35 protein-coding genes and 1 pseudogene are annotated in these 25,798 nt (G+C 34.8%); 6 read left to right on the forward strand and 30 right to left on the reverse strand.

Annotation, left to right across the window (positions count from 1 at the left end):
- Positions 1-2: 2 nt before the first annotated feature.
- From Q0W04_RS05985 to ehaA, 29 genes and pseudogenes are all read right to left on the reverse strand, one after another.
- Positions 3-275, reverse strand: a complete 273-nt coding sequence (locus tag Q0W04_RS05985) for a 2TM domain-containing protein (RefSeq protein WP_298501221.1) — start codon at positions 273-275, stop codon at positions 3-5.
- The gene (locus Q0W04_RS05990) at positions 276-542 is read right to left on the reverse strand and encodes a 2TM domain-containing protein (protein WP_298501222.1); all 267 of its coding nucleotides are present in this window, start codon (positions 540-542) and stop codon (positions 276-278) included. It lies immediately after the preceding gene.
- 136 nt (positions 543-678) lie between these two features.
- Positions 679-1,377: a diacylglycerol/polyprenol kinase family protein gene (locus Q0W04_RS05995; RefSeq protein ID WP_298501223.1), complete on the reverse strand. Its 699-nt coding sequence runs from the start codon at positions 1,375-1,377 to the stop codon at positions 679-681.
- The gene (locus tag Q0W04_RS06000) at positions 1,377-2,495 is read right to left on the reverse strand and encodes a tocopherol cyclase family protein (protein WP_298501224.1); all 1,119 of its coding nucleotides are present in this window, start codon (positions 2,493-2,495) and stop codon (positions 1,377-1,379) included. The genes Q0W04_RS05995 and Q0W04_RS06000 overlap by 1 nt, the downstream gene beginning before the upstream one ends.
- A 118-nt stretch (positions 2,496-2,613) precedes the next feature.
- Positions 2,614-2,814, reverse strand: a complete 201-nt coding sequence (locus Q0W04_RS06005) for a hypothetical protein (protein ID WP_298501225.1) — start codon at positions 2,812-2,814, stop codon at positions 2,614-2,616.
- A gap of 345 nt (positions 2,815-3,159) precedes the next feature.
- Entirely contained in the window at positions 3,160-3,804 is a 645-nt protein-coding gene (gene upp, locus Q0W04_RS06010) for a uracil phosphoribosyltransferase (protein ID WP_298501226.1), read from the reverse strand.
- Positions 3,797-5,064: pseudogene (locus Q0W04_RS06015) on the reverse strand (solute carrier family 23 protein). Before Q0W04_RS06015 ends, upp begins: the two are co-directional and overlap by 8 nt.
- 481 nt (positions 5,065-5,545) lie before the next feature.
- Positions 5,546-6,181: an HPP family protein gene (locus Q0W04_RS06025; RefSeq protein ID WP_298501228.1), complete on the reverse strand. Its 636-nt coding sequence runs from the start codon at positions 6,179-6,181 to the stop codon at positions 5,546-5,548.
- A 15-nt stretch (positions 6,182-6,196) separates the two neighbouring features.
- Positions 6,197-7,024, reverse strand: a complete 828-nt coding sequence (locus tag Q0W04_RS06030) for a 4Fe-4S binding protein (protein WP_298501229.1) — start codon at positions 7,022-7,024, stop codon at positions 6,197-6,199.
- Between the two features lie 33 nt (positions 7,025-7,057).
- Complete coding sequence (locus Q0W04_RS06035; RefSeq protein ID WP_298501230.1) at positions 7,058-7,990, reverse strand: carbohydrate kinase family protein; 933 nt, start codon at positions 7,988-7,990, stop codon at positions 7,058-7,060.
- Positions 7,991-7,999: 9 nt separating this feature from the next.
- Complete coding sequence (locus Q0W04_RS06040; protein WP_298501231.1) at positions 8,000-8,890, reverse strand: formylmethanofuran--tetrahydromethanopterin N-formyltransferase; 891 nt, start codon at positions 8,888-8,890, stop codon at positions 8,000-8,002.
- A 19-nt stretch (positions 8,891-8,909) separates the two neighbouring features.
- Positions 8,910-9,956: a hypothetical protein gene (locus Q0W04_RS06045; RefSeq protein ID WP_298501232.1), complete on the reverse strand. Its 1,047-nt coding sequence runs from the start codon at positions 9,954-9,956 to the stop codon at positions 8,910-8,912.
- A gap of 3 nt (positions 9,957-9,959) precedes the next feature.
- Entirely contained in the window at positions 9,960-11,327 is a 1,368-nt protein-coding gene (locus Q0W04_RS06050; protein WP_366938632.1) for a 4Fe-4S binding protein, read from the reverse strand.
- Positions 11,324-12,352: a 4Fe-4S binding protein gene (locus Q0W04_RS06055; protein ID WP_298501234.1), complete on the reverse strand. Its 1,029-nt coding sequence runs from the start codon at positions 12,350-12,352 to the stop codon at positions 11,324-11,326. The genes Q0W04_RS06050 and Q0W04_RS06055 overlap by 4 nt, the downstream gene beginning before the upstream one ends.
- Positions 12,352-13,476, reverse strand: coding sequence for a nickel-dependent hydrogenase large subunit (locus Q0W04_RS06060; protein ID WP_298501235.1), 1,125 nt, complete (start codon positions 13,474-13,476; stop codon positions 12,352-12,354). Before Q0W04_RS06060 ends, Q0W04_RS06055 begins: the two co-directional genes overlap by 1 nt.
- A complete protein-coding gene (locus tag Q0W04_RS06065) occupies positions 13,473-13,922 on the reverse strand; it encodes an NADH-quinone oxidoreductase subunit B family protein (protein ID WP_298501236.1) in 450 nt (149 codons plus the stop codon). Before Q0W04_RS06065 ends, Q0W04_RS06060 begins: the two co-directional genes overlap by 4 nt.
- Positions 13,923-13,960: 38 nt before the next feature.
- Positions 13,961-14,353, reverse strand: a complete 393-nt coding sequence (locus tag Q0W04_RS06070; RefSeq protein WP_298501237.1) for a DUF1959 family protein — start codon at positions 14,351-14,353, stop codon at positions 13,961-13,963.
- 5 nt (positions 14,354-14,358) lie between these two features.
- Entirely contained in the window at positions 14,359-14,667 is a 309-nt protein-coding gene (locus Q0W04_RS06075; protein ID WP_298501238.1) for an energy-converting hydrogenase subunit EhaL family protein, read from the reverse strand.
- Positions 14,668-14,675: 8 nt separating this feature from the next.
- The gene (locus tag Q0W04_RS06080) at positions 14,676-14,930 is read right to left on the reverse strand and encodes a hypothetical protein (protein WP_298501239.1); all 255 of its coding nucleotides are present in this window, start codon (positions 14,928-14,930) and stop codon (positions 14,676-14,678) included.
- Positions 14,927-15,799, reverse strand: coding sequence for a respiratory chain complex I subunit 1 family protein (locus Q0W04_RS06085; protein ID WP_298501240.1), 873 nt, complete (start codon positions 15,797-15,799; stop codon positions 14,927-14,929). The genes Q0W04_RS06080 and Q0W04_RS06085 overlap by 4 nt, the downstream gene beginning before the upstream one ends.
- Positions 15,800-15,808: 9 nt before the next feature.
- Positions 15,809-16,024, reverse strand: coding sequence for a DUF788 domain-containing protein (locus Q0W04_RS06090; protein WP_298501241.1), 216 nt, complete (start codon positions 16,022-16,024; stop codon positions 15,809-15,811).
- A 9-nt stretch (positions 16,025-16,033) separates the two neighbouring features.
- Positions 16,034-16,705 (reverse strand): hypothetical protein, encoded by a 672-nt coding sequence (locus Q0W04_RS06095; protein WP_298501242.1) that lies wholly within the window; start codon positions 16,703-16,705, stop codon positions 16,034-16,036.
- A 9-nt stretch (positions 16,706-16,714) separates the two neighbouring features.
- Positions 16,715-17,410: an EhaG family protein gene (locus Q0W04_RS06100; protein ID WP_298501243.1), complete on the reverse strand. Its 696-nt coding sequence runs from the start codon at positions 17,408-17,410 to the stop codon at positions 16,715-16,717.
- The gene (locus tag Q0W04_RS06105) at positions 17,410-18,003 is read right to left on the reverse strand and encodes an EhaF family protein (RefSeq protein WP_298501244.1); all 594 of its coding nucleotides are present in this window, start codon (positions 18,001-18,003) and stop codon (positions 17,410-17,412) included. The genes Q0W04_RS06100 and Q0W04_RS06105 overlap by 1 nt, the downstream gene beginning before the upstream one ends.
- Positions 18,000-18,260, reverse strand: coding sequence for a DUF2107 family protein (locus Q0W04_RS06110; RefSeq protein ID WP_296882901.1), 261 nt, complete (start codon positions 18,258-18,260; stop codon positions 18,000-18,002). The genes Q0W04_RS06105 and Q0W04_RS06110 overlap by 4 nt, the downstream gene beginning before the upstream one ends.
- Positions 18,253-18,522 carry an EhaD family protein gene (locus Q0W04_RS06115; protein ID WP_298501245.1) on the reverse strand — a complete coding sequence of 90 codons (270 nt, stop codon included), beginning with the start codon at positions 18,520-18,522 and terminating at the stop codon, positions 18,253-18,255. The genes Q0W04_RS06110 and Q0W04_RS06115 overlap by 8 nt, the downstream gene beginning before the upstream one ends.
- A 9-nt stretch (positions 18,523-18,531) precedes the next feature.
- On the reverse strand, positions 18,532-18,780 hold the full coding sequence (locus tag Q0W04_RS06120; protein ID WP_298501246.1) for a DUF2109 domain-containing protein: 249 nt from the start codon (positions 18,778-18,780) through the stop codon (positions 18,532-18,534).
- A gap of 10 nt (positions 18,781-18,790) precedes the next feature.
- The gene (locus Q0W04_RS06125; RefSeq protein WP_298501247.1) at positions 18,791-19,282 is read right to left on the reverse strand and encodes a hypothetical protein; all 492 of its coding nucleotides are present in this window, start codon (positions 19,280-19,282) and stop codon (positions 18,791-18,793) included.
- Positions 19,282-19,665 carry an energy-converting NiFe hydrogenase A subunit EhaA gene (gene ehaA, locus Q0W04_RS06130; RefSeq protein ID WP_298501248.1) on the reverse strand — a complete coding sequence of 128 codons (384 nt, stop codon included), beginning with the start codon at positions 19,663-19,665 and terminating at the stop codon, positions 19,282-19,284. The genes Q0W04_RS06125 and ehaA overlap by 1 nt, the downstream gene beginning before the upstream one ends.
- Positions 19,666-19,778: 113 nt before the next feature.
- On the opposite strand from ehaA, the gene Q0W04_RS06135 reads away from it, so the two are divergent.
- A complete protein-coding gene (locus Q0W04_RS06135) occupies positions 19,779-20,711 on the forward strand; it encodes an NAD-dependent epimerase/dehydratase family protein (RefSeq protein ID WP_298501249.1) in 933 nt (310 codons plus the stop codon).
- Positions 20,712-20,720: 9 nt separating this feature from the next.
- Complete coding sequence (locus Q0W04_RS06140) at positions 20,721-21,530, forward strand: CPBP family intramembrane glutamic endopeptidase (RefSeq protein ID WP_298501250.1); 810 nt, start codon at positions 20,721-20,723, stop codon at positions 21,528-21,530.
- 12 nt (positions 21,531-21,542) lie between these two features.
- Here Q0W04_RS06140 and Q0W04_RS06145 read toward each other — a convergent pair whose 3' ends face one another.
- Complete coding sequence (locus tag Q0W04_RS06145; RefSeq protein WP_298501251.1) at positions 21,543-21,914, reverse strand: hypothetical protein; 372 nt, start codon at positions 21,912-21,914, stop codon at positions 21,543-21,545.
- A 232-nt stretch (positions 21,915-22,146) separates the two neighbouring features.
- Between Q0W04_RS06145 and Q0W04_RS06150 the strand changes: the two genes are divergently transcribed.
- Genes Q0W04_RS06150 through Q0W04_RS06165 form a run of 4 tightly spaced genes read left to right on the forward strand, consistent with a single transcriptional unit; the run spans position 22,147 to position 25,798 of the window.
- Positions 22,147-22,698 carry a helix-turn-helix domain-containing protein gene (locus tag Q0W04_RS06150; protein WP_298501252.1) on the forward strand — a complete coding sequence of 184 codons (552 nt, stop codon included), beginning with the start codon at positions 22,147-22,149 and terminating at the stop codon, positions 22,696-22,698.
- Positions 22,699-22,718: 20 nt separating this feature from the next.
- Positions 22,719-24,389: an AMP-binding protein gene (locus Q0W04_RS06155; protein WP_298501253.1), complete on the forward strand. Its 1,671-nt coding sequence runs from the start codon at positions 22,719-22,721 to the stop codon at positions 24,387-24,389.
- Positions 24,390-24,397: 8 nt separating this feature from the next.
- On the forward strand, positions 24,398-24,682 hold the full coding sequence (locus Q0W04_RS06160) for a 4Fe-4S dicluster domain-containing protein (protein WP_298501254.1): 285 nt from the start codon (positions 24,398-24,400) through the stop codon (positions 24,680-24,682).
- Positions 24,683-25,798 (forward strand): 3-methyl-2-oxobutanoate dehydrogenase subunit VorB, encoded by a 1,116-nt coding sequence (locus Q0W04_RS06165; RefSeq protein WP_298501255.1) that lies wholly within the window; start codon positions 24,683-24,685, stop codon positions 25,796-25,798.

The raw sequence follows: 25,798 nt of genomic DNA on the forward strand, positions 1-25,798 counted from the left end.
GTTTATTTTCCTAGTCTTTCCATCTCCTCTTGTATTTTACGTTCCCTATAGTCTTCACTGTCAAATGCAGATGTAAATACGAATGCTTTTAAAAAGTCTTTTAATACACCTATTCCCCAGAAGAATAATGGAAATGCAACCCACCAGAATCCTGGAGTATATAACCAATTTATAACAGCCAATATGGCATTTATTACAACATATGCAGTGAAATTTATATAAAATTTGATTTTATTATCTACACGTCTTTCTGCTCTTGATCTTAAATCACTCATTTAATCACCCATTTTAGATAACTCTTCTTGAATTTTTCTTTCTCTATAGTTATAGCCGAATATATCCTTATATGAGTATGCTTTAAAAAAGTCATCCAAGACTCCAATACCCCAGAAAAACATAACACATAATAATAACCAATAGCTTTTTAAAAATACAACGGAAATTATTGCTATTATTGTATTTACAATCAGATATTTATATAGATTTTCTTGAAATTTAATTTTTGCATCTACTCTTTTTTCGGCCTGTTCTCGTAAACTCATTCATATCACCAAATAACTATTCGTTAATATAACTTAGTAAAAGTCCATATAAATGGCTATTTGGCGATGCTTCCAAGATGCAAAAATTGTAAACTGAAGTGCAAAAAACACTACTTAAAAATAGAAATGAAAGTAGCTATAATACAGCTACCAAATAATATAAAATAGAAGTCACAGCAGGAACTGTTAAATTATCAATTCCTCCATAACTGAAGGCTTCACATAATGTTGCAACAGCAGAAATACCTATAATATAAACTATATTAAATTCAGGCATTGTACAACCGATTGAAGTGAAAACCATCCAGACAAATACGCTCATTACTGAGGTAATTACAAACATTGTAAGTGAACCTTCAAGAGATTTTGTACCGCCAAATACAGTATATTTAACTTTACCGAATTTTTGACCAATTAAAGCTGCAAAACCATCTCCATAAACCATAGGAACAATAGCTAATGCTACAATCCATATGAAGTGTTTAGGATCTCCTGCAGGAGCAATTGTAGTAAATACTGCAATCAGTATTGTCCAGATACCTGCATAAAAGAATAAACCTAAAGCATGGCCGGATTCGGTAACGCTGTTTTCTATTTTAACTGGTGAATATTCTGTTAAAAAGAACAGAGCTATTGTAATCGGCAATGTTAAAAACCAGACCATTGTCCAGGGATCTGAAAAAAACGGCATGGCAAAAATCATATTACCTACCATAATGTGTAAAAACTTACGTGAAACTTCAGGCCGTGTCTTCAAAACCATTTCAGCCACTACAAAAATGATGGCAACATAAATATATACAACAATCAACGCAAGGACGTCTGTGAAAATCATTATTTATCATACTCCCCATATTCACATCCTGCATTTTCAATTTTGACATGGTCAATTAAAGTTCCGTCTTTTTTGTATAATTTGATTTCACCCCAACCGTTTCCACCATTCCATAAACGGTTGTGTCTTTTCTGACCATCAGGAGCTTCATAGTTAATTAATAACATTTCATCACGTTTACAGTAAAGTACAAGTTCCATTCTGGAATTTTTGTTACTGGCGTTTACATGCCAGGTATGTACATCTTCACCCTCTTCAAAGTCAAAGTCGATTTTAACAAGGTTCCAGAATCTGGCGAAGTTATATTCATACATTGTACCTTCATAGTAAAATCCGATCAATAATTTACGAGGAATTGAAATACCGAATGCTTTTGGTCTTCCTCCACCCGCTTCGAAAGCGGAGTTTTCTAATTTTTTACCTGTTTTAAGGCTAGTTAAATTACATGAAGAAATCCAGAGCCATGGTGAAGTAAAGTCTCCACCCCAATTTTTATCGGCATATCCATATGATTTTTCAGGAATCACTTCATATTCTTCCCCATCGAGCCATACAGTTCCGCTATATTGGGTTTTAATTCCTTCAGCGTGCCAGAACATTTCAAATGAATTTAATTTTCTAAATAATGAACTTGCACCATATCCTACATTAAAAGTGATTTGCTTATCAATATCCAAATCCCACATCATATCTCCGGCATCACACATGTATTCCGGGTGATCTTGAGCATCTTCTTCACTTACTCTTGAAAATCCACTCATATGAGTTTCAGTAAGGCTGCAATCCCCTACACGAATGTTCAATTCATCATCAGGACAGTCAAAGTATTTCATTGAGTAAAAATTATGAATCTGTTTTGGATTTTTACCCCATGTACCTGCTTTAACCATGCAGTAAGACGGTTTTTTACCTGCTGCTTTATTTTCAGGCAATTGACCTAAAGTAGGTTCTTCTTCAGCTAAATCCGGATTGCATACAAAGTATTCAATAAAAAACGGTCTTGGTTCACCAGTTTTTTTATTATATGCAGTAAAAGAATGCCACCACCAGTCATAACCCTTTTTTGCAAGTGGTCCCTTGAGCATATAATAATCTCTTTTCAAATCACTTTTATTCATATAAAAATCCTCCAAAGGTAAGATAATATTAGATTTGTAAAAGATATATTAAATAATTTATTATAAAATGGGTAAAAAATAGAGAAAAAAGAAGAATTATCTTTGGAATTCATTTCTTTTAGGCCTTCACGATAATTAAACCGATGGTCAATATTATCAGCAAAACAACTATTGAAATACCGGTTACCCTATAGACATCTTCTTCATCAATAACAATTTGTTTTACAACTGATTGAGATTCAATTCCGGCACTAGTTGCGGATGCAGAATCTCTGAACTTGGTGATACATTGATTATGTAGTTGATGAGTTACTTGCAAGTTATCCGGAAGATTTTAATCCAGCTTGATTTGTGGTGCCGTTTCCAGTAAAATCACTATTTTTTCTACCGAATCCGTATTATTTGAGTTACTTCCAGAACCACTCCAGCCTCCAGCAGCTGTACATTCACCTGTTCCATCGCCCCCATCTGCTAACTCTTCATAGATTTCATATTTAGAACAGAGAATTTGAATTAGATTACAGTACAGCATTATTAATTATAAAAAATAATCCAAATAAATGGAATAATAGAAAAATGATAGTAAATTCATTTCATAATGAATACCATCATCGAACAGTCCCATCAAAGACAAACCAAGCCAATATTCTAAAAAAATAAAAGATTAGTGAAGTGAAACTTCACTATTTTGTACCATATACTCGTCTCCGGCATCTCCAAGACCCGGAAGAATATATGCATTTTCGTTTAATTCCCTGTCGACTGTAGCACAGAATATTTCAACATCAGGATGGTCATCCTCAATTGTTTTGATACCCTGAGGAGCTGCCACAATACATAACAGCTTAATTTTAGTAACACCATCCTGTTTGAGTCTTGAAATAGTTGCAGATGCACTACCACCTGTTGCAAGCATAGGATCAATTACAAGGACTTCCCTTTTATCGATTCCGTCAGGCATCTTATAGTAATATTCAACTGGTTCAAAGGTTTCCTCGTTTCTGTAAAGTCCAATGTGACATATTTTTGCATTAGGAATTACATTTAAGATTCCATCAACCATACCCATTCCAGCCCTTAATATTGGAACGATAGCATAATGGTCTTCATTCAACATTCCAGTATCCATTTTTTCCAATGGAGTTTCAATTGTTGTTTTTTCCAGTTTTGCATCCCTCATAGCTTCATAAAACAAAATTGTTGAGATTTCTGTAACCAGTTCACGGAATTCCTTAGTTCCAGTGTTAATATCCCTTAAAATTGCGAGCTTATGAGTTATTATCGGATGGTTTAAAACAAACTCATTCATGTTTTTCCTCCGGAATACATAGATTCAATAAAACTCCAATAATAGCTGCAAGAGACATTCCAGAAATAGCTATTGACAAATCACCGTATGCAAGAGCTAATGTTGCACCACCTAAACCTAAAACAAGCATAGTTGCAGCTACGACAACGTTTTTGGTGTTGTTAAAGTCAACTTGATTGTGGATTAAGATTTTAAGACCGTTTACACAAATAAATCCATATAACAATACTGAAATACCACCTAAAACAGGTTGTGGAATTGCAGTTAAAAGAGCAGTTAAATGTCCTGAAAATGCAAATACTATTGCAATTACCGCTGCAAGACCTATAACATAAGTGGAAGCTACACGAGTCATACCAACAACAGAAGTATTTTCACCATAAGTGGTGTTAGCAGGACCACCTAAAAATGCTGCGATGAATGTTGCAAGACCATCACCAAGCAAGGTTCTTTGAAGACCAGGATCTTCAATTAAATCACGACCGATGATTTCACTTAACACCTTGTGGTCTCCCACATGCTCAACCATTGTCACAAGCGCAATCGGAACAATTGTTAAAACAGCTGCAAAGTTTAGATTATAATTCATAAATGGCAGGTAGAATTTAGGCACTTCAAACACATTAGCTGCCAATACCTGTGAGAAATCAACCAGACCAAGCGCTGCTGCAACAATATATCCAGCAACAATACCGATTAAAAATGGAATAACCTGCAAGATTCCCTTTCCACGAACTGCCACAAGTGCAGTGATTAAAAATGCAACAAATGCCACAACCAGATTTTGCCATGGAATAACTGCCAAATTCAAACCGATTTCACTAATAGCTGCCGGAGCTAAAGACAAACCGATTACCATAATCATCGGACCAACTACTACAGGAGGTAACAGTTTATTAATCCAACCAGGTCCTGAAACACGAATAATCAATGAAATAATTATATAAACAATACCTACAATCATTAATGCAGTAAAAACACTTCCAGTACCCCGATTGCATACCCTGCAACCATAGGAGCAATAAATGCAAACGAACTTCCCAGATAAACTGGACTTCTATTACGAGTACAAACCAAATAAATTAATGTACCTATACCAGATGAAACCAATGCTACTGGAATGGATAAAATATCGGCACCTGCAGTGGTGTTTACAACGATAGGAACCAGAATTGTAGCCCCAAACATTGCACATACATGCTGAATAGCAAGTAAAATCCACCTAAGTGAAGATGGCTTATCACCAGTACCCAATAGCATATTACTATTTTCCTCTACATATTATCACATATTTTCCAAAATTTAGTCTAAATTTTTAAGGATTTGATTAACTATTATAAAAATTCAAATGAATAATTTAATAATTAATTTGAATAAATCTAAAATTTGTTTATATTATTCTGAATATTGTTCAAACAAATTTTGATTAATTATATATATCTGAATATTGTAATAAAAACTTTCTTATTGAAAATCAAAAAATTAATACAAATCCACATATGTTTAAAGTTAATCCGAACCACAATTAAGATAACAATAACTAAATTTATCCAAATGTGGGCAGTATTCTACCTAACCTAGGACATCATAAAAAAATAATAAAAAACATCATATTTTAGCGTATCTTCATCTAAACAGTTTACACTATAATATTAAAACTGTTAAAAAAAAATATTGTGAAATAAGACATAAGTCTTATTTTACAAATGTGGAGTAGAGTTGATTAAGAATGGAATTAATGCTATTTTCTTGCTTTTCCCACACGGCGTGCGATTACCATTTCCCCTACAGATATTAAACCTGCAAAGAATTTTTCCAATCCACCGGTTGCCCAAATAGCTTCTCCAAAAGTGGAATTCATTATGCTTTCTTCATATTCCTCAGGAGAAATTTTTATACCGGTAGTCTTTTTGGATACTAAAGCAGAAGCGGCCATCAATTCTTCCCAGGTTACACCCTTGAGCTGGTTTTGCATTGCTTTGTATAACTTAACCACTTTAATGTCATACAAATCAGATAATAATGCCACAATATCGCAGGCACGAACCATACCTATCACCTGATTTTCATCATTCACGACAGGCACGGTAACAAATTTGTTGTTTGCTGTTAAAAGTACCGCTTTTCTTGCAGGATCATTTTCATGAACTGTTGCAATTTCTTCATATCCGCTCATGATTTCAGAAATTTTTTCGTTTCCTTCCCTTAAACCTCTTGTAACATCAAAGGAAGTAATCCAACCAACCAATTGTTTGTTGTCATTGACAACAGGACATGTAAAACGTCTGATTTCTTCCATTACTTTTGAAACTTCAACTACACTATCTTCGCAGTTTAAATATACGAAGTCTTTATCCATTAATTCTCTTGCTCTCATAAACTAACCCCATTTTTATTCTATTTCTACTCTTTTTAATGCCCCTACAGGACAATGATTTGTACATTCAACACATCTGATGCACTTATCATCATCAAGGACAACTTCACCATCCACTAATTCGATTGCCCCAGTCGGACAATTTTCTTCACACAAATAACAATTTACACATGCGTCATGATTAATATCAAGGTTTCTGCTGTGAACAATAGGTCCGATATACCTGTCAAGCTCTATTGCATTGTCATTGAGTGAAATTTCAACACATGCACCGCAGCCAATACACATTTTTTCGTTAATGTAAGGATACAATTCATCATCTATTAACTCAATATCCTCACAAAGATTTCTCTGCTCAAAGAAATCCTTAAATTCTAGCGTGAATGCACCTGTTGGGCATAACTTTGAACAATCATCCCAATTGTTATCTTGGGAATAATCGATAGAAATGTCATTCATACGAACGACCCTATGAGAACTGCTGACATTAGCTAAGTTATATTCGATAATGCCATCTTCATCCTCATTGTTATAAATAACTGTATTATCTATTAATTTAATTGCTGAAACAGGACAAGTCTGTACACATATTTCGCATTTAACACATTTATCGGTAATCTTTGCTATTCTAAAAATATTAGCTGGTTCGATTGCATTAACTGGACATTCACTAACACAGGTATTGCATCTTACACACCTAGGCGCAATAGCAATGATTTCCTCAGAACTGCTGAAATCCTCCAATTCAAATTGGAAATCATCTCCATCATCATCTAATTCAACAGATTTCAATAAAACTTCACGTTCCAAGTTCTTCATCTGTTTTATAAAAGTTACATTCATAATATCGCCAACTAATTTATTTTTTAATAAAACTTAAAAGAAATCCTCCAATTCTTTTAGTGAGGGGAATTTCTCCATACCAAATCCTTCAATAGCTTTGCTTGCCACCCAATTTCCTATCATGCATGATTTTTCCAAATCAAATCCTTTTAAAACGGAATATAAAAATCCGCTATTGAAACTATCTCCAGCACCAGTAGTATCAACGACATTGCATTCATATGAATCAACCTGACACTCCTGAGTGCCGTTAGTCGCATAAACCCCACTTGATCCCTGTTTTACAACAACAGTTTCAATTCCAAGGTCCAGGAAATTAACAGCCAACTGTTTTATTGAAGAATCACTATTATTACATAATAATCTTAATTCTGATTCATTGATAAGCAGAATATCAGTTCTCTCCAATATCGGTTTTAATTCTTCAAATCCCTTTTGCACATATAACATTCCGGGATCAAAGCTTAGTAAAGTCTGCTTAGAAAGTTTTTCCAACAATTCAATTTGAGTATTGAATGAATCTCCGACAAATGATGTGTAATGCATTATCTTACATCTCATAATATTCAGCGGATTTATTTCACCGATTTTAATGTCATCATTAACGCCCGGAGAAATATAAAGGCACCTTTCACCATTTTTATCAACAAATCCTAGGCATTTGCCTGTAGAACCTGTTTCTGAATAAATTAAATTGTTAGTGTAAACTCCATTAATAGCCAAATTGTATTCTATCAAATCACCATCTTCATCTTCGGCTATTTTTCCAATTATTGATGTATCACAACCCAGACGAGCCAAACCCACAATTGTATTGGCTGCTGAACCTCCAGGAGTATCGGTTTCATCTTTAATGAAGCTTTCCTCATCTGCTGAAACTATATCTTCTACAGAATATAATTTATCAACATTCAAAGCTCCAAATCCAATTATTTCTGCATTTAAATCATTGTCGAGAATTTCCATATTAAAACCTTACTTTAAAATATCCAATAAATTAATGTTTTTATCACCAAGTTTTCCATCAAAATTACCTGCAGATATTCCGATAACCCCTTCAAATTCCAAGGCAGCATCAATACCTGCTTTAATTGCTTTATTCATGGACTCTTCATCAACTGCATTAATTACAACTTCAGGAATATAGTTAACTCCCTTTGGAACTTTAGATTCATCACCTAAAGATTCCTTAAGTGAAGGACAATAAACATGATTTGTAGTAGGTCCTATTTCAGGATAGTTTGTTTCCGGTTTTGAAGCTGCAGAACAAATGTCAAAGGGAGCAGTTGCACCTTCAACATCCATGATGGCACTGATTATTGCATCTCCAGCATCAATAACCGCCTCAGGAGTTTGACATAAATACCAGAAGTTACCTCCCATAATACCATCATTGATCTTGAATTTTTCCTCAATTTGGAAGTCCGGAACTGCAATTGGGACATTGATCATCTTTCTGCCATATTCTTCAACAATCCATTCATAACCGTCACCACAGTGACCCACAATGTCCATCATTTCAATATATTCATCACTATCAGTTGCGGAATAATCAAATATGCGGGTAAACGGCTTGACCAATACATCCTGCCTAAGCCTGTAAGATAATTCAAATGCGAATTTTTCCACATCATCACTGCCTAACCAGTATTGTACAATTGCACCGAATCTCCCATCTGGAGTTTCACTAGCATCCAAAAATCCTTCCACTCCTCCTTCAACTCTCCCAATAACTGCACTTGGTGTCGAAGTTGAGTCATATGCTGCTCTTTTAACAATAGCTTCATTAGGTCCTGTAATTAAAGCTCTTACATATTTTCCTTCAAAAGCTTCGAAAAATGTATCTTCTACTTTATTATAATTCATCATATTACCTTCTATAATTTTAACCTAACCCGCCAATATCTTGGCCTCGGATATTATTCCTCATTTCTTTACTGACTTTTAATATTTCATCAAAGTTATTTTCATCAACAATTTTAATTATCGGATAATCTTTATCATCAAAAACATCAAAGAACTTATTTTTAATTTCCAAATCAATATTATATTTTTCAAATATCTCTTTACACCCATCAGCACCATTATAATCACTGATGAACTCTAAAACCTTATTTTTATCATATTTTGCATAAACATTAGCTATCAAAGTAGTTGGAACCGCATTTGGAGATACAATTGCAATTTCTGCAACTTTAAGAGGATATTCATTACCATTGAATGATATGCTCACACCACCATTAACTCTGGCAAATTCCAATGGTTCAACATCCGTGATGCTGTCACCAATGTAAAGCATATTATTGATGTCAATTTCATCCCTTTGGATTATCTCATCAATAGCCAATTTTTTTCCTTTTCCTCCAACAACATTGATTTTTTTGATTTCATCGAAAATGCTCATTTTTGGAATTTCTGAATAGAATATTTCATCAAACAATTCATAATCACGAGGATTTTCCAAAATTAATTTCTTGAATTCATCAATTTTTTTAATTTCTTCCCCATTTAGATTTAAGGCATCCATATCAACATTGGTGTAAAATGTATTTTCAAATGGCACTTCCATATAATTTGAAACAGCTTCAATATATTGACCATAGCTTGTACTAACTATATATGTATTCATAGCATCCTTCAAGTATTTCAATAGGAATTTTGAATCCCTGACTGCATAAATATTATTTTTTGAAAAATCCACCAAATCTTTATTTTTAAGATTTTCGCAGACAAAGAAAGGTAAGATAAACTTTAAAGTATTTCCCACTTTGTAATTTTCTTTTTTAACTATATCCGCAAGATAATCATCATACAAACTGAGAATCTTAAATAGTTCACCACCATCTTCTATAAAATGCGCCGCCATTTCAAAGGCATTGTCATTTAAAGTCAGAGGTCCTTCACAGTCCGTAATAAAAGATTTTTCAAACATGATTCACCTAAAGTTAACAATTCTAATTGCATCAAGAGGACAAATTGCCTCACATGTTCTGCAATAAATACATTTTTCACTGTCAAAGTCTATTTTATCATCATTTAATGTCAATGCTCCGACAGGACAGTTTTTGGCACAGATACTGCATGCTTGACACTTATTGTCTGAAAGTGAAAAGTCACCTTCTCTTTGATAATGCAAATATGATCTTGCATAATACAAATCAGTATCCTTACTGTAGAAGTAATCGTCATAAGCTCCAATTGCATCAAATTTACATTGTTCAACACATTTTCCACAGTACACACAATTATCGTTGATTCTAATTGGACTTGGACCGTTCTGTTCTATTGCCCCAACAGGACAGACATTAAAACAGTCCCCGCATGCAATACATTTTTTATCATAAACCTCAATGTTTCTGTCCATCAGATATGAACCGAAGAGTTTTGTGAATTTTGATATTTCAATATGGGAATCCAAACTGATTTTAAGTTCCCTTTCCATCAAATCGTTTACCTTATATTCAGCAAAGTTCTCAAAGTCCAAATCATCAAATTCCAAAGCAGTGGATTTGGCTACCTTTTCCAATACCTTATTTAGACTGATCAAATCCAATGACAGCTTTTTCATGTCATGGTCAATGATGCTGGAAACGATGTCAAATGATTTGATTTCACTGTACATCTTATAAGCTTTTTTACGTGAAGAGTACTTGATAGCTGTCGATGGACAGGAATGCATACATTCCTCACATCTGGCGCAGTATCCTGGATTGATATATGGCAATTTGTTTGTTCTTGCTACATTAATTGCTCCCATGGACGGACAAACTCTTGTACATGTCATACATCCGATACACTTATCCTGATTGACAACAATTGCCTTACCTCCCTTAACTGTTTTAGGAAGTAATTGACCGTATTTAATTGCATCAGTAGGACATACCCTAAAGCAGTATCCGCAACGGACACAGGTATCCTTATCGATTTCACTGTGAGGTTCGGATTTTCCATCAGCTACAATATGAATGGAACCGTTTTTACATGCCTGAACACAGGCACCGCATGCCTTACATAATTTGGCATTAATGTTTGGAACATTTTCCTTGATTGGAGGGTCCATATGAACATCAAGAGAAATTGCATCAAATGGGCAAGCATTACGGCATAATACGCAACCAAAACATGTATTTTTCAATTTTATAAGACCGTCATCTTCATCCATGTAGATTGCATCAATAGGACATGAATCAAGGCAAGGTTTATCTTTACAGTTGGCACATTTTGTTTGGTCGACCAGATAATCAACATCAACATATCTTAATGGTCTTGGTGTTTTTGTATAACTGTCAATCATAACACTCACTCCATAAAAATATTCTCATTTAGATTGGATGCCTTTACAGTAGTATGGATATTTTCACCATCTTCAAGTGAAAATTTAGCAATGAAATACTTGATTACTGAAAATGGGCAAGTTTGGTAACATATACTGCAACGTAAACATCTGTTTTTATCTCTCACTATTGTGTCTTTCTCTTCATCAAATGAAATACATCCGGTAGGACAATCAGGAATACACAATTGACATTTTTCACATTTGGATTTATCCCAATCTATAACTCTAATCTTAAGTCTGTTAACAGCATTAGTGATAATTTCCATTGAAATCTCTTCATCCGGAATTATTTTTAAAGCTTCATCCCAGATTTCAGAAAGCGGAACATCATATTGAAGAAGCCCATCAATTTCGAGAGCTCTTAAATCATCTTCCTTACTGTTGATGTATTCTTCAAGATAATTTACACATAAAAGAATTAAATCCTTTTGAGCCTGAAGGTTTTCTACAAACACTCCTTTCATTGCACCGTTTACCGGGCAAACTCCAAGACATTCCCCACATGAAATGCATTTGAGTTGATCAACAACAAGATTGCTGTCATCAAGGGAAATGGCCCCTACAGGACATTTTTTCATGCACTTTTTACATTTTATGCATAGATAATCATCAACAATATATTGTCTTTTTGATGGGATAATATTAAATTCAGGTAAAATTAAATGGTTTAAACCACATTCCAATGTTTTAGGATCAGTTGGGCAAACTTCAGCACAAAAACCACAGCGAATACATGCAGGAGGATTGATTACAGGATAAGTTAAACCTTCACCCTCTTCAGTATCTTCATCACGAACAATTTTAATCGCATTCGGTGAAGGGCAAGATACGGTACATGCACCACATCCTATGCAATATTCCTTATTGACTTTAGGAAAATCTCTGAATCTTTCCGGTTTTTCGGCTATTTCAGGCAAAGTATGTGCATTGGTAAATGCATCAGCCCAAGCTTTTCTTGCAAAATCAAAAATATACCACATTAGAGATGACATTATTTCACCCCGTAAATATCTTTGATTGCAGTTTTTCCATGTTCATTGGTTATAGCCACCCTTTCTGCACATGCAACACAAGGATCACAAGATGCATAAGTGGATACTGCATCAGCAACAGTTGGAACGTCACGAATCATATATTTTGCACAGGAGTCCATATTGGCAATACTAGGAGTTCTGATTGAAATATTCTTTATCAAATTTCCATTGGTTTCAATCATGTAAGTTACTTCACCACGAGGAGCCTCATTTCTGCGCATAGCATAACCAGATTTTAAATTTGCAGGAGTACGTACTTCCCCTTCAGGTATGTTTTCAATAGCTTGTCTAACTAAGCTAATTGATTCAGGGATTTCATCAAATCTAGTCATGGTTCTTGCATAATTGTCCCCTTCGCTTCTCCTGATTACCTTAAAGTCAAAGTAATCGTCATAAGTGTAATGTCCATTCCTGTAATCTTCCTTGATTCCAGAAGCTCTTCCTATAGGACCTACAGCACGGCCTTTAATAGCTTCTTTTTTACTCATTACTCCAATTCCCTTACATCTCAAAGCAAGTGCAGGACCTTCAGCAAATAACGCTCGAACAGTATCAAATCTTTCTTCGATTTTGTCAAGGTTTTCCAGTATAGGTTTGAAATGACGTTCATCGGCATCCATCCTAACACCACCAACAACATTCCATCCCATATTAACTCTGTTTCCAGTCAATAACTCGATAGAATCCATTGCATATTCCCTTAACTCCAAAACATGCATGAACAATGTTTCATGGTCCATTGATTTGAAGAATGTGGAATTTGCAAGGAAATGACTTTGAATTCTGTCCAGTTCATTTGTAATAACCCTTAAAAATTGAGCTCTTACAGGAACATCAACATCGGAAATCTTTTCTATGGTTTCTGCGAATGTTTGAGTGTGCTCATATGAACAGATACCGCAGACACGTTCAGAAAGATAAATTCCTTTCTGCCATGTCTGTCCTTCGATTATCTTTTCAATACCTCTGTGAACATAACCATATTCTATCTCTGCTTTAACAACCCTTTCACCTTCAGTTTGAAGTTTAAGTCTGATAGGTTCCTTTAAAGCAGGATGAATTGGACCAATAGGCACAATCATTTCATCTCCCTCCCACGATCAGCAATAGCTTGAGGTCCAACAGCCAAAATGGCCTCCAATATTTCACTAGGCCTTGGCGGACATCCAGGAATAGCTGCTGCAACCGGAATGAAATCAGATGCAGGCGCATAAACACGGCCTCCTTCCTGAGCAAACACATCTCCGGATTGAGGACAGTTTCCAACAGCCACTGCTATTTTTGGTTCAGGAGCTTTGTCATAAACTCTCTTTAAATTATCGACCCATTGTTCGGTAACTGCACCGGTTAACAACAGGACGTCAGCTTCACGAGGATTATTGTGAACATAAATACCATATTGCTCTAAATCATATCTTGGAGATAATAATGCAACACATTCAACATCGCATCCGTTGCATCCTCCGCAATTTACGATGCAGACATGAATTGAGCTTTTTCTCACAACATCCTTAATAGCATCTAACATTGTACTCCCTCTTTTATTTTATAATTAAATAAACATGATTAAATTTTAGTTTTTTCCTTTAATAAATCAAATAACGCTAATTTTCCTTCTTTTAAGGCATCTTCATAAGATTTTCCATTTTTAATCTCATTCAATGCATTCATTTTGAGTTCTTTTGCTTCTTCATTGGATATTAACTCTAAAGTACCATTAAACCAGCATAGTCTCAAATCAGCATTTAATTTTTGATAAAGACATATATCTTTGGCTGATTCGAAAGTGCCATGCATATTTTCAAGAGAATCCATATCCAATAAATCAAAGAATACCTCTTCCAGCTCATCAACAGTACAATCGAATTCCTCGGAAAGTGGAACTATGATATCCCTTTGCCAGGCATAACTTTTTATTATTCTTTTTTGCATCAATCTCAATTTAGACTCACTATCCATTCAAATCACATCATACCGTAAAATTTTAATAACAAATATGCAATTATTGCTATTATCAAACCTAAAGCAGTTTCTTTTCTACCGTATCCTGGTCGTTCACCCATTACAAAACCGCCTAAAACAAAACCAATAGCAGATAAGATAACATTGCCTGAATTGAATGCCAATACCCATCCCGCAATTGCAATTACTGCTGCAACAACGTTGAATTTAGCATCAGCAACAAATGGTTCACCATGCTGTTTGTAACTGTATACAAGACCAACAATGGATCCGACAACAAATGCGAGTATATAAATCATATAATCTAACATAATATCCCCTACATCGGTTTATAAAGCAATATGAATGAGCAAACTATTGCTATAAATGTTATTATAAAACATATTTTCTCTATACTTTCGATTTTGTGTGCAAAATTGCCTTTAGCCAGCAATACAAATATTGCCAGGACAATACCGACAATCACTATTGGAGCGATTATAGTTGAATGTAAAAAGGTTGTTAAAAGGCCAACAACTATTATGCCAATAGCAACTAACGCTGTGAAATAAACAATTACATCTTCACTGTTCATGCAACCACTCCAGTAAATATCATTAATATAGTTCCAAAGAAGCAAACAGCTCCTATAGTAATTTGAGTCATGACTGAATGATTCGGACTGAAAATAGGAGTAACGGCATTAATAAATCCTGTGATGAATGTGATTGCAAGCATTCCAATCAGATATCCTACGGCATTCAGCGGTCCGAAGAATATGGTTAAAAATACCCAAAGCATAACATACCATGCAATGGCTTCTGAAAAATGCATGAATCCTCTCAGCAAACCGAAATGCTCAGTTTCAAATCCTGAAATTAAAACCTTATCCTTGGTTATTGCAAACGGAGAATAAGGAGATTTGGTAATAATCAACATGAAAAACATTAAAGCTGCTAGTGGAATTGTAAATATCAACGGACCATGAACTGACTGGTAAGTGATAATCTCCCCAATATTCATTGTACCGGTTATCAGATAAACGAATACGATAGCAGCAAATAAAGGAAGTTCAGTCGCAGCTGATAAAACTGCCCTTACACAACTTAATTTACCATATGGAGAACCTGAACTTGATCCTGAATTATGCTCAACAATCTTGTAAACAGCATAAACACCAAACAATATCAATAATGAATCATGAGCCACAGGTCCTGCAATGACCCCAACAATCCAAATTAAAGCCAATATAAATGTAATGCCAATATAAAATACTTTTGAAACAGTTTTTGGAATTGCAGTTTCCTTAAAGAAAAACTTCAAAGAGTGTATCAGATTCTGGACAATAGGTGGCCCCGGACGTTTTTGAACACGTGCCATAACTTTTCTATGCAAACCTAGAAGCAAACTTCCCGCTAGAAATGCAATAATAACCTGAATTAAAATTTCCGCCATTAAATTCATAATACCACGCTAATACCCAGTAAATGGTTCTTTCACCCTTTCTTCAGCATCTTCAGGGGCTGGTTTAGCCATTGTCAATAAACCTAAAGATAATACCCATAATGGAATACCAAATATAGCCACAGCATAAACAATCCATGCTTCAAAGTCGATTACCAGACAAGCAAGAATGGCTATTGTTGATAATGCCAATAATACTATATATAAACTTTTTTGACTATCCATACTCACCACTTACCACAATACCAATAATAAAATTTCAACAGCTCTTACAATAATAAATAATGAACTTAAGTGAATGATTACAATGAATGGAGAACCGGCAGTCCTGAACATTTCCGCCTTACTTGCGAAAAACGGTGCCACTCCACTTTCACCTAAAATTCCTATTAACATCAGTACCGCACCAAAGACCACCATCGGACTGGCAGGCATTTGAGATAAAACAGCCAGGGACAATGTTCCGGTAGCTGCAAGAATAATTGCCGCTCCACCAAACAATGGCAGACTGCACATCATAGCTATCAAACCATAATTGAATGCTGAATTCAATACGCTGGTCTGTTTTACAGCTGATACAATACCAATATTTAGAATACCAACCAAAGCCATAAATAATGTGAAGTTAAACAAATCTCCAGTAATCATGGCACCTGCAGATGCAATACCGCAGATTATTGACAGGAATCTTCTTTGTTTAAACTCTTTTTTACCTACTTTAACTTCAGTATTATCCAAAGTGTGTAATGTAGCTTCCACCTGTGTTTCTGTTTTACTTAATGCAATCAGCAATGTAAATCCAAGCAACACAGCGAAAAGGAACAAGTTAAATGGTGTCAAGTACAATACAATATCTCCAAGCGGAATTGTTCCGAATAAATTTCCTCCAAGTGTAGCAATATCCATACTCATCACCTACTCCTTATCAATGTCCTCTCTCATAAGCAGTCCAATCAAACCAACTTTTGAAGCTACTTTTAATAATAATCCACAAGCGGCCAAGAACAAACTCAATAACCAATATTGAGGTGCTACAAAGAACAATAAGAAACCTATAATCCATAAACACCATGCAATACCAGAAACTCCAGCTATACCATCCAACATCAATACTGGAAGTCCTCTTGCTTTTTTAGATAATGCATATAATACAATTCCTCCACCAGCTACTGCACCACCAGTAAATCCGGTTAAGAAAATACCGTAACCTATTAACACCAATGCAATGAAATTTGGAGCAGTATTCAATATCTCCATATTTAATGCAAAGGGTTGTGGGAACAAGGAAGAGAACTTGGAAAGATTTCTTCTAGGATCCTGTTCTATCTTACGCATTTCACGTGTAAGTAAAATTTCAGAAATCGCCAGGGTTTCAGCAAGCTCTACTACCAGACCTGGCAATATTAACGCTTCAGCCAAATCAGTTCCAACAGCAGAAACGACAAAAATCATAGCAAGACCAACCAAATCAGTCAGTATAAGAATATGAATTTCCTCTCTTTTCAATGCGATTGCCATAGTTGCAATGAATCCTACAATCAAACCGGCATAAATGGCAGGCAAATACATTGAAATGAATGCTTCAGGAACATACAGAGGCATAAATACCATCAGTTATCCCTCCTTAATTGTTTTGACCTTGCCTTGGCATCGTTTACTTTCACTTCCATAGCCACTTTTGCAGAATCTGAAATGGCTTTTTTAACATCCTCTTTTATTTCCTTTTCATCGTTTTTACGATTCATAGTATAATTTACGGATAACCATGAAGCAATGATGAATGCCATCATCAGTATACTGGATTCCAATATTGTATCGAAACCTCTTGTATAATACAGAATTTCATCTATAAGTCCGCCAGGGGATGAATAAATTGATGTACCGAAGTATGGTGAAACCGAAGACACCCACTGTGCCAACGGTGACATATAACCAGTAATCATTCCCAGACTGGCAGCGTTATCCGGATATTGAGGATTAATAATTCCCGCTTGGGTTAAAACTTCTCCACCCCTATCATAAGGAGCTATAGCCAATCCTTCATCAATTTGCTCTTGAGGTGCTGGTCTAACATATAATTGATCTGGATTTAATGCCATAGGCACAATTAAACCTATGATTAAAATTACACCTAAACAAAATGCAAATAAACGAGGAACGTTTTTAGGGTCAGCAAGTTTATTCCATAAAACTCCTATTCTCATACATCTGCCCCCATTTCTTCCAAGCGAATGATAGCTCTAAATAAGATTAAAGTAATTACAACAGTTGTTGCAAGCAATGTCAATAATGCTAAAACATGATTATAACATAACAATACCAAACAGACACCTATTGATGCCACTTCCGTATTGAATGTCCTTACAATAGGGTCATTTACTCCGGGACCCCATGCAGTAGCAATACTGCCTACAATAGCTAGAAATATTCCAAAATAAAAGAATAAAGGCACACTAATCATGAATCTCACCACTTTCTAGCTTCTTTTTTCTGATTTCATTAATTTTCACAATAGCCAAAATAAATACTAAAGTGGATAATGGATCAATCAATGCTGCAAACATTGCAACATCCAAATATTTAAATAAAACAACGACTAAAACGAACCCTGCATCAAGTATTGTAAACATTATTACCTTATCCAAAGGTTTTTTAAGAAATATTATACCGAATGCACCGATAACCATCAAAGCTATTGCAATTACTGATACTAAAAATTCCATTTTAATACCTCACTCCAACAGTATTTCGTCATCCAGTCGATTTAATGTATATGCAATAGCATTTGCACTAATTGTAGAACAAATAAAGAATGCTGCAGCAACTACAAGTGCAAACGGAGTATTAATCACTAAAGCAATTAAAGCTGAAACTCCAAATCCGATAACATTAATGTACAATAATCTTTCAGCCCTGTTTTTAGTTATTAATGCCCTCAATGCTACAAATACGACTATAACACCAATTATTTCAACATACATATTACCACTCTCAAGCATGCCTATTGAATTTATCGGCTATTTTGCCTAAAACAATTGAAGCTCTTTTATGGTCAAGACCTTGAACGGTCAATATTGCAATAACCATACCTACAATAAACATTTCAGGTGTGAATCCTAAAAATGAACAGATAAATATTATAACTGTAGCTGTCAGGCTTCCAACAGTTCCGGCATACCCTGGATCTGCACATAACCTATTTCCGATAAATACTAAAAATGCAGCAATAATTCCTCCAGGAATTCCTAAAAGCAGATATCCAATAGAAGCTATTAAAGTACCGGCAGATGCATCAGGAGAACATACAATGTTTCCTTGGAAAAATCCGCCAGCAATATCTCCCCCTCTTTTTTCGACATTTTCTCCAATTATCCTGGCTCCTCTAACTCCAGGCTGTTCGGGAAGTCCGAAATATGTATCAACAATTACAAAATTCAACCAACAGAGAATTGCAGCAATTATAATTCCAATTACTTCATTCATTAAATATCCTCTCCTTTATCTTCATCTAGAGGCTTTGGAAATACAAAATCGAATAAATATTTCACAAATAATGCAGATAAAACCCCAATAACAACAGCCAAAACAAGTCCGTTATACATGAAAGTATAATTCAAAACTAGAAATATTGAAAAAATACCAATAGCAATTATTGGAGTCGGATATAATGCACTTACATCAAAAGAATACCTATATGGTTTGCTAGGCAATAACGGAATTTTCAAAACTAATGCAACAATGATTGAAACAATTATAGTTACAATATAAGCTAATAACACATCAAATGAACAAATTGTTATGTTGCTTAATCCAAAAATATTGCCATAAGAAGCAAAAAATATGGTATTATACACCAAATCAAACATATTATTAGACTCCTCTTAAATAATAATTATATTATATAAAAATATATAAATGTTGTTACTTAAAAATAATTATTAATTAGTTTAACATAAATTAAATTACTTATTGGTGGCTTATGAAGAATAAAAATATTTTAATAACCGGTGGGCTTGGATTTATTGGTTCACATATTGCAAATGAGTTATTAAAGGACAATGAAGTTATTATATTGGATGATTTATCCACTGGTAATATCAATAACTTAAAAAACCCTTCTGATGAAAATTTAAAACTAATTATAAAAGACATTCGTGATGCTGATTTGGATGATATTACATCAAATATAGATTACATTTTTCATCTTGCAGCCATGGCAAGCGTGCCATTAAGCATCGACAAACCTGTTGAATGCAGCGACATAAACCTCAATGCCACCGTTAAACTATTAAAGTCCTCGGCGGACAACAATGTTAAAAAAGTTATTTTTTCATCTTCATCATCTGTTTATGGGCAAAACAAAAATATGCCATTAAAGGAAACCGAACAGCCAATGCCTATGTCCCCATATGCGGCATCCAAGGCAAGCTGTGAGCTATACTTAAACTCATTTTATGACAGTTACGGTTTAAATTACACAGCACTGAGATACTTCAACGTATTTGGTCCTGGACAGGACAAGAATTCCCAGTATGCTGCTGTAATTCCAAATTTCATCAGTGCCCTTCTTGAAGGCAAACAACCTGAAATTTACGGAGACGGCGAACAGACCAGAGATTTTGTCTACATTGATGATGTTGTTAAAGCAAACATCAATGCCGCAAAATCAGATTACAATGGAATTATCAATGTTGCATCCGGTGAAAAGATAAGCATCAATCAACTATATGAAGTCGTTAAAACTACTCTTGAAAGTGATGTTGAACCCAAATATCTGCCGACAAGACAGGGAGATATAAAACATTCACTTGCAGACATTTCAAAAATGGAAAAAATTAATTTTAAAGTTGATTCAAGTGATTTTGAAAACCAGCTCCAGGAAACAGTGAACTGGTTTAAAACCATATTGTAGGGGAAAAATATGGATCAAAGCGTTAAGGATTTTAATATTCGCCTAAGGACAATAAAACTCAGAGAACTGGCTGTTGGAATTATAATCAGCATAATTCTTACTGCAATACTGGGGATTATTTTTCCAATAGTATGGGAGAACGATGACGTATTTTTTATTGTAATATTATCTTTTATATTAGTCTTTTTTATTTGGGCTTTAAGAAATAGTGAAGGCCATTCAAAGAATTTTGAAGAGTTATTTACACCAGATAGGCGAAATGAAATACTTTATGTGTTTGCAATCAACATCATTTTTGCATTCATATTTACCTGTTTGGTTTCAGGACTGGATTTGATTATTGGATTTTATGACCCGACCTGGGTTACCGGTTTTGACATCGATTCGGTTGACATTTCAGCAGGAGCATTCCTTTTAAGTGCCATTGGAACAATATTTTATGCACCCGTTCTTGAAGAACTGATATTTAGAGGAGTTTTTTTCAACAGACTGAAAATTAGAATAGGATTGGTTCCTGCAATGCTCATTTCATCATTTATATTTGGAATCGGACATGATTTCGGAGGCATTACAAGCGCATTTCTGTTTGGAATATGCATGTGCATACTATATGCAAAAACAGACAATATACTTGTGCCAATGAGCGTTCACTTCATTAACAATGTGGTTGCTACAATACTTGAATTTACTGAAATCGACTATATTGTCGGACAACTGCCTTGGCTGATTCCGGCAACAATTATTGTGCTGATAGCAATGGTATTGTTAATCAAATATATAATTCAGGAAACTTCAATTCTGAAAAAAAGATTTAGTTAAAAATTAAAAAAGTTAGTGGAATCCGCATCCACTACAGGTTTCACATTTTTCTTCTTCGATAGGATCGTATTGCTTATCTTCCTGTAAAGTTGCTGAGATAAAATACTGATCAAATTCATCCTTATTTTTTAAAACTGGAGAAAGACCCTTAAAATCACAGCGAATATCACCAGTTCCACCAATATCAACAAGTATTGGTTCACCTAATTTGAATCTTTTGAAATATGCTTCAACTTCATCCTTTAAAGCACCAGGAACTCTAAAATTAAAAGATAAAATATTATTTTCTTTCATTTTTAATCCGACATATTTTTGGTCTATTTCATAATTTAAACCCAATTGTTTTTTAAAAATAACATTTGTACCTATCTCATTAGATGCCATTTTATAATCTCCTTAAGATATTCAAATAAATTAGAATTATAGTTTGTAATATTTAAAACTTTCCAATGTTATTCCTAAAATATCTAAGTCTAAAAATTTTTTGTTTTGAAAATTTATAACGAATTATCACGATTTTTAATAAAGTTTATATAATTCTAAATTTAAAAATTATGATATGTTATAATATTATATTATACATATTGAAATCAATTAGAAAAATAGGTGTTTATTAATGAACGAATACAACAAAAATATTGGAAATAGAATTAGAGAATTGAGAGAACTTTCAGACATTACCATTAAAGAAATTGCTGAAAACTTGAATATTAAAGAAGAAACTTATATCCAATATGAAAATGGAGAGATAGACATCCCTGCAAGCTTCCTGTACGAACTTGCACACATTTTTAAAGTTGATTTAGGATTATTACTAACTGGCGAAGAAAGCAGAATGAGTATTTTTGATGTTACTCGTGCAAACAAAGGAGTTTCAATTGACAGGAGTAAAGAATATACTCATGAAAACTTATGTTCAAAATTTATTCACAAACAAGCGGAAACATTTTTAGTAACTGTGGATCCAGAAAAAAATCCAATACCTTCACTTAATTCACATCCAGGACAGGAATTTAATTACGTTTTAGAAGGTTCATTAAAAATATACATACACAATAATGAAATCATATTAAACGAAGGAGATTGCATATTTTTCGATTCAACACATAAACATGCAATGGTAGCGCTTAACAATAAACCCGCTAAATTTTTAGCAGTAATCATATAATACTTACAGGAGATAATCACATGACATCAGTAATAGGAGATTTTGTAGAGAGAGTGGATTTTGACTCTTATGAAGATTTTTTCAATAATTTTAAATTAAAATTTGAAGATGATTTTAACTTCGGATTTGATGTGGTAGACAAATATGCAGAAATAGATCCGGATAAAATTGCTTTAATATGGACTAATGATGAGGAAGAACACACTTTCACATTCAAAGACATGAAAGAATACTCAAATAAAACTGTTAATCTATTAAAAAGATTAGGAATTAAAAAAGGCGATAAAGTAATGCTTACATTAAAAAACCGATACGAATGGTGGATTTGTATGGTTGCATTACATAAACTTGGAGCAATAGCCATTCCTGCAACCCACATGTTAAAACTTCATGACATTGATTTCAGATTAAGAAACGCTGAAGTTAAAGCAATAATCACTGTTGAAGAAGACTCATTACTTCCGGATTATGAAGCCGCTGAAAAAGAATTGGACATCGATTTGAAGAAAATGGTAATTGAAACCGACAGGGACGGATGGATAAACTTCAACAAGGCCATTGAAGAAGAAAGTCCTATATATGAAAGGCCAACCGGAGACGAAAACCCGTTAGCTGACGAAGTGTTCCTAATTTACTTCACATCCGGAACAAGCGGACTTCCAAAAATGGTTGCTCACAAACACACATATGCCTTAGGACATATTCCAACTGCAAAATACTGGCAGAATGTTGTGGAGGACGGAGTCCACCATACAGCATCAGATACCGGATGGGGAAAGGCAGTATGGGGAAACCTTTACGGTCAGTGGATTGCCGGAACTGCAATATTTATTTATGATTATGTAAGGTTCAATGGAATTAAATTACTTGAAAAAATCATCGAGCACAAGGTAGATACTTTCTGTGCACCTCCAACCGTTTACAGATTCCTAATCAAAGAACAGATTGAAGGATATGACTTTTCAAATTTAAAATATGTTGCAACAGCAGGCGAACCTCTTCCTCCGGAAGTGTCTGAAAGATTCTATGACCTGTCAGGTTTGAGAATTAAGGAAGGATTTGGACAAACCGAAACAACATTATCCATTGGAACATTCATTTGGCTAGATGCCAAAATAGGATCCATAGGTAAACCTTCCCCACTCTACAAATTAAAATTATTGGATGAAGAAGACAATCCTGTAGAGTTCGGTGATGAAGGAGAACTTTGTTTTGACATTACTGAAGGTATTCCACCAGGATTATTCAAGGAATACTATAAAGATCCTGTAAAACAGGCACAGCAAGTCCATGACGGATACTACCACTGCGGAGATACCGCATGGGTGGATGAAGACGGATACGTTCACTTTGTAGGAAGAAACGATGATATAATCAAATCTTCAGGTTACCGTATCGGACCGTATGAAGTAGAAAGTGCAGTGCTTTCACACCAGGCAGTCCGTCACTGTGCAATTACCGCTTATCCTGATGAAGTGAGAGGTCAAATTGTAAAAGCAAGTATCGTTTTACAACCTGACGTTGAACCATCAGAATCCTTAACAAAAGACATTCAGAATCATGTGAAAAAAGTTACAGCCCCTTATAAATACCCAAGGATGGTGGAATATGTGAAAGAACTTCCTGAAACCATCAGCGGTAAAACAAGGAGAGTTGAAATAAGAGAAAAAGACCAAAAGAAAATTAATTAGATGATATAATGATAGAAGAGATATCTTATCCAGTTATTAATGAAGAGCTTTGCAAAGGCTGTATGAGATGTATAGTGGGATGTCCTCAAAATGCAATAGTACTTTCACAGGACATGAACGACGCAGGATATCAATTCGCAGTTTATAGTGGAAATGGTTGTACAGGATGTAAAGACTGTTACTTTACCTGTCCGGAACCATTAGCACTTGAAGTACATCAAATTAAAAATATAGCTAATGATGATGTTGCAAAGATGATTAAAGCTAAAGTAGCTAATAAAGGGGGAAACTAAATGAGTAATCAAATGGTTAAAGGAAATACCGCCGTAATCATTGGTGCAATGTATGCAGGTTGCGATTGTTTCTTTGGATACCCAATTACTCCTGCAAGTGAAATTTTACATGAAGCATCAAAATACTTCCCGATGGTTGGAAGAAACTTTGTTCAGGCTGAAAGTGAAGAGGCATCAATCAATATGGTTTACGGTGCATCAGGTACCGGCCACAGAGTTATGACTTCATCATCAGGACCTGGAATCAGTTTAATGCAGGAAGGATTTACTTTCCTTGCAGGTGCTGAATTGCCTGCAGTTATTGTGGACATCATGAGGGCCGGACCGGGACTTGGAAATATCGGACCTGAACAGGGAGACTACAATCAGGTTGTTAAAGGCGGAGGTCACGGAAACTATAAAAACATAGTTTTAGCACCAAATAGCGTTCAGGAAATGTGTGATTTGACCATGAAAGCATTTGAACTTGCCGATAAATGGAGAAACCCCGTGGTGGTTTTGGCTGACGGTACTTTAGGACAAATGGCCGAACCGTTAGTATTCCCTGAAAAAGCTATCGAACCTAAAAACGATAAGGATTGGGCCGTAAAAGGTACTAAAGAAACTATGGAAAACCTCATTACTTCCATTTATAACGATTTTAATGAATTAGAAGACTTCAACTACAAACTCCAGGAAAAATATGCTCAAATTGAGCAGGAAGAAGTTATTGTTGAGGAATATATGGTTGAAGATGCTGAAATCGTTTTGGTTTCATATGGTATCAGCAGCCGTATTGCAAGATCTGCAGTTGACAAAAGCCGTGAAAATGGCCTGAAAGTTGGACTTTTAAGACCGATTACTTTATCCCCATTCCCTGTTGACAGAGTCAAAGAACTGTCCGATAAAGGAATTAGCTTCATTTCAGTTGAAATGAGTAACGGTCAGCTGCTGGCCGACGTGCAATTTGCAGCACTCAGAAAAGAAGATACCTACCTTGTAAACAGAATGGGTGGTAACCTCATTGAGCTAAAACATGTTCTTGCAAAAATCTATGAAATTGCAGGATTTGAAGATGAGACTATAGACACTTCAAAAAGAAGTGAGGAAAAGGCCAGTCCAAATATAATTGATTGA

This window comes from uncultured Methanobrevibacter sp., assembly GCF_947170395.1.
Taxonomy (GTDB): Archaea; Methanobacteriota; Methanobacteria; order Methanobacteriales; family Methanobacteriaceae; genus Methanocatella.

What these genes read in the sequence shown, in the direction of transcription:
- Q0W04_RS06135 (WP_298501249.1), top strand. Translation starts at nt 19,779, where the DNA reads ATGAAGAATAAAAATATTTTAATAACCGGTGGGCTTGGATTTATTGGT.
- Q0W04_RS06000 (WP_298501224.1), bottom strand. Translation starts at nt 2,495, where the DNA reads ATGAATAAAAGTGATTTGAAAAGAGATTATTATATGCTCAAGGGACCA.
- Q0W04_RS06075 (WP_298501238.1), bottom strand. Translation starts at nt 14,667, where the DNA reads ATGTTAGATTATATGATTTATATACTCGCATTTGTTGTCGGATCCATT.
- Q0W04_RS05985 (WP_298501221.1), bottom strand. Translation starts at nt 275, where the DNA reads ATGAGTGATTTAAGATCAAGAGCAGAAAGACGTGTAGATAATAAAATC.
- Q0W04_RS06165 (WP_298501255.1), top strand. Translation starts at nt 24,683, where the DNA reads ATGAGTAATCAAATGGTTAAAGGAAATACCGCCGTAATCATTGGTGCA.
- Q0W04_RS06110 (WP_296882901.1), bottom strand. Translation starts at nt 18,260, where the DNA reads ATGATTAGTGTGCCTTTATTCTTTTATTTTGGAATATTTCTAGCTATT.
- Q0W04_RS05990 (WP_298501222.1), bottom strand. Translation starts at nt 542, where the DNA reads ATGAGTTTACGAGAACAGGCCGAAAAAAGAGTAGATGCAAAAATTAAA.
- Q0W04_RS05995 (WP_298501223.1), bottom strand. Translation starts at nt 1,377, where the DNA reads ATGATTTTCACAGACGTCCTTGCGTTGATTGTTGTATATATTTATGTT.
- Q0W04_RS06160 (WP_298501254.1), top strand. Translation starts at nt 24,398, where the DNA reads ATGATAGAAGAGATATCTTATCCAGTTATTAATGAAGAGCTTTGCAAA.
- Q0W04_RS06070 (WP_298501237.1), bottom strand. Translation starts at nt 14,353, where the DNA reads ATGGATAGTGAGTCTAAATTGAGATTGATGCAAAAAAGAATAATAAAA.
- ehaA (WP_298501248.1), bottom strand. Translation starts at nt 19,665, where the DNA reads ATGTTTGATTTGGTGTATAATACCATATTTTTTGCTTCTTATGGCAAT.
- Q0W04_RS06115 (WP_298501245.1), bottom strand. Translation starts at nt 18,522, where the DNA reads ATGGAATTTTTAGTATCAGTAATTGCAATAGCTTTGATGGTTATCGGT.
- Q0W04_RS06100 (WP_298501243.1), bottom strand. Translation starts at nt 17,410, where the DNA reads ATGGTATTTATGCCTCTGTATGTTCCTGAAGCATTCATTTCAATGTAT.
- Q0W04_RS06125 (WP_298501247.1), bottom strand. Translation starts at nt 19,282, where the DNA reads ATGAATGAAGTAATTGGAATTATAATTGCTGCAATTCTCTGTTGGTTG.
- Q0W04_RS06090 (WP_298501241.1), bottom strand. Translation starts at nt 16,024, where the DNA reads ATGGATAGTCAAAAAAGTTTATATATAGTATTATTGGCATTATCAACA.
- Q0W04_RS06045 (WP_298501232.1), bottom strand. Translation starts at nt 9,956, where the DNA reads ATGTTTGAAAAATCTTTTATTACGGACTGTGAAGGACCTCTGACTTTA.
- Q0W04_RS06120 (WP_298501246.1), bottom strand. Translation starts at nt 18,780, where the DNA reads ATGTATGTTGAAATAATTGGTGTTATAGTCGTATTTGTAGCATTGAGG.
- Q0W04_RS06085 (WP_298501240.1), bottom strand. Translation starts at nt 15,799, where the DNA reads ATGAATTTAATGGCGGAAATTTTAATTCAGGTTATTATTGCATTTCTA.
- Q0W04_RS06145 (WP_298501251.1), bottom strand. Translation starts at nt 21,914, where the DNA reads ATGGCATCTAATGAGATAGGTACAAATGTTATTTTTAAAAAACAATTG.
- Q0W04_RS06155 (WP_298501253.1), top strand. Translation starts at nt 22,719, where the DNA reads ATGACATCAGTAATAGGAGATTTTGTAGAGAGAGTGGATTTTGACTCT.
- Q0W04_RS06040 (WP_298501231.1), bottom strand. Translation starts at nt 8,890, where the DNA reads ATGAATTATAATAAAGTAGAAGATACATTTTTCGAAGCTTTTGAAGGA.
- Q0W04_RS06035 (WP_298501230.1), bottom strand. Translation starts at nt 7,990, where the DNA reads ATGGAAATTCTCGACAATGATTTAAATGCAGAAATAATTGGATTTGGA.
- Q0W04_RS06025 (WP_298501228.1), bottom strand. Translation starts at nt 6,181, where the DNA reads ATGAGAGCAAGAGAATTAATGGATAAAGACTTCGTATATTTAAACTGC.
- Q0W04_RS06150 (WP_298501252.1), top strand. Translation starts at nt 22,147, where the DNA reads ATGAACGAATACAACAAAAATATTGGAAATAGAATTAGAGAATTGAGA.
- Q0W04_RS06095 (WP_298501242.1), bottom strand. Translation starts at nt 16,705, where the DNA reads ATGGATATTGCTACACTTGGAGGAAATTTATTCGGAACAATTCCGCTT.
- Q0W04_RS06060 (WP_298501235.1), bottom strand. Translation starts at nt 13,476, where the DNA reads ATGATTGTGCCTATTGGTCCAATTCATCCTGCTTTAAAGGAACCTATC.
- Q0W04_RS06065 (WP_298501236.1), bottom strand. Translation starts at nt 13,922, where the DNA reads ATGTTAGATGCTATTAAGGATGTTGTGAGAAAAAGCTCAATTCATGTC.
- Q0W04_RS06105 (WP_298501244.1), bottom strand. Translation starts at nt 18,003, where the DNA reads ATGAGAATAGGAGTTTTATGGAATAAACTTGCTGACCCTAAAAACGTT.
- Q0W04_RS06055 (WP_298501234.1), bottom strand. Translation starts at nt 12,352, where the DNA reads ATGTCATCTCTAATGTGGTATATTTTTGATTTTGCAAGAAAAGCTTGG.
- Q0W04_RS06080 (WP_298501239.1), bottom strand. Translation starts at nt 14,930, where the DNA reads ATGAACAGTGAAGATGTAATTGTTTATTTCACAGCGTTAGTTGCTATT.
- upp (WP_298501226.1), bottom strand. Translation starts at nt 3,804, where the DNA reads ATGAATGAGTTTGTTTTAAACCATCCGATAATAACTCATAAGCTCGCA.
- Q0W04_RS06140 (WP_298501250.1), top strand. Translation starts at nt 20,721, where the DNA reads ATGGATCAAAGCGTTAAGGATTTTAATATTCGCCTAAGGACAATAAAA.
- Q0W04_RS06030 (WP_298501229.1), bottom strand. Translation starts at nt 7,024, where the DNA reads ATGAATGTAACTTTTATAAAACAGATGAAGAACTTGGAACGTGAAGTT.